Consider the following 1,246-nt stretch of genomic DNA (forward strand, 5'->3'; position numbering starts at 1 on the left):
CCGGGGGAGGCCCGATGAAGTTCGATATGGGTGCGTCCGTGTTGTCGAATCTGCGGTCGCAGTCGCAGGGTTCGAGTGATGATCTGGGGTCGTTGATCCGGCAGTTGATTGCTGCGGCGCAGCCGTTGGAGGGTCGTTTCAACGGTTCGGGCAAGGCGGCGTTCGATGCGTTCAAGAGCAATTCGGATGAGATCACGGCGGCGTTGAACGGGGCGTTGTCGGCGATTTTGGGTGGTCAGTCGGGGATGGACTCGTCGTTCGCGACGGGTGATCAGGAGTCGGCGGACAATGCCCGCTCGAACATGGCTGCCGCGAACTTCGACGCTGCTCGCTTCGGCGGACGCTGATCTACGGGGGTTTGACTGTTATGGCTTCGAATGCTGATCGTCGCTCGTATGACATGGCGGCGTCGTCGGACGCGCAGGGCAACATTCAGGGTGTGATCGCGCGTCTGGAGCAGGTGATCACGGATCGGGACCGTGCGGTGAAGGCGGCGATGGCCGACTTCCAGGCGGACGGGGTGTCGGACTCGTATCACGACAAGGAGCTGCGCTGGAATCGCGCGTCGAGTGAGGTCCGGTCGATTATTCAGCTGCTGAAGACGACGTTGGAGAAGAACGACGGCACTGCGCAGCAGACGTTGCAGCGCGCGAAGGCCGCTGTCGATTCCATCGGCTGAGAACGGTTCGGGGGTAGCTGGTGTCGGGCTGGGATATCCGTCCGCAGGGTGTTCAGGGTGTGTTGAAGACCACCGGGGAGACGGCGGGTGGGATCGAGAAGCAGGCCACCGCGTTTGGTGAGCACCTGAAGTCGGCCGCCACGTCTGCGGGCACGATCGCCGCCGAAGGTGCGGAGGGTGCTGACCAGGGTGGTCTGGTGGCCTTGGCGTTGTCGCAGTTCGCGGAGCATGCGGCGAAGGACATCAAGTTCGTGGCGGCCAGGGCGGGTAAGTCGTTGACCGGTGCGGTCGAGGCCACGACGGCGTATCTGAACGGGGATGTGGAGATGGCTGCCGAGGCGCAGCGCAAGGCGCTGTCCGCACCCGATATCGATCTGGGTAAGCCGGGGGTGCAGGAAGGATGATCTCTCCTTCTGCGGTTCCGCAGTTCACCGGCGACCTCGGCACCCTTGAGACCGCGGTGACGGGGCTGGGTAAGGATGCGGGTGCGATCCGTAAGACCGGATCCGATGTGCACACCCAGTTCCAGGGCCTGTCCGCCTACTACACCGCCCCCGAGGCGGAGCA

The 1,246-nt window shown here is 63.9% G+C and carries 3 protein-coding genes; all 3 read left to right on the top strand.

The window, feature by feature from the left end:
• Positions 1-14 precede the first annotated feature (14 nt).
• From JAO81_RS41840 to JAO81_RS41850, 3 genes are read left to right on the top strand one after another with little or no spacing between them, the layout of a single operon-like run.
• A complete protein-coding gene (locus JAO81_RS41840; RefSeq protein ID WP_199553243.1) occupies positions 15-347 on the top strand; it encodes a hypothetical protein in 333 nt (110 codons plus the stop codon).
• 20 nt (positions 348-367) lie between these two features.
• Positions 368-679: a pore-forming ESAT-6 family protein gene (locus JAO81_RS41845; protein ID WP_199553244.1), complete on the top strand. Its 312-nt coding sequence runs from the start codon at positions 368-370 to the stop codon at positions 677-679.
• 17 nt (positions 680-696) lie between these two features.
• The gene (locus JAO81_RS41850; protein ID WP_199553246.1) at positions 697-1,083 is read left to right on the top strand and encodes a DUF6507 family protein; all 387 of its coding nucleotides are present in this window, start codon (positions 697-699) and stop codon (positions 1,081-1,083) included.
• The last annotated feature ends 163 nt before the right edge of the window (positions 1,084-1,246 follow it).

The sequence above is a fragment of the Streptomyces sp. N35 genome (assembly GCF_016464295.1).
In the GTDB taxonomy this organism is placed as follows: domain Bacteria; phylum Actinomycetota; class Actinomycetes; order Streptomycetales; family Streptomycetaceae; genus Streptomyces.

Bases quoted from the DNA above. Each gene is read 5' to 3' on its own strand.
- JAO81_RS41845 (WP_199553244.1), top strand. From the start codon at position 368: ATGGCTTCGAATGCTGATCGTCGCTCGTATGACATGGCGGCGTCGTCG.
- JAO81_RS41840 (WP_199553243.1), top strand. From the start codon at position 15: ATGAAGTTCGATATGGGTGCGTCCGTGTTGTCGAATCTGCGGTCGCAG.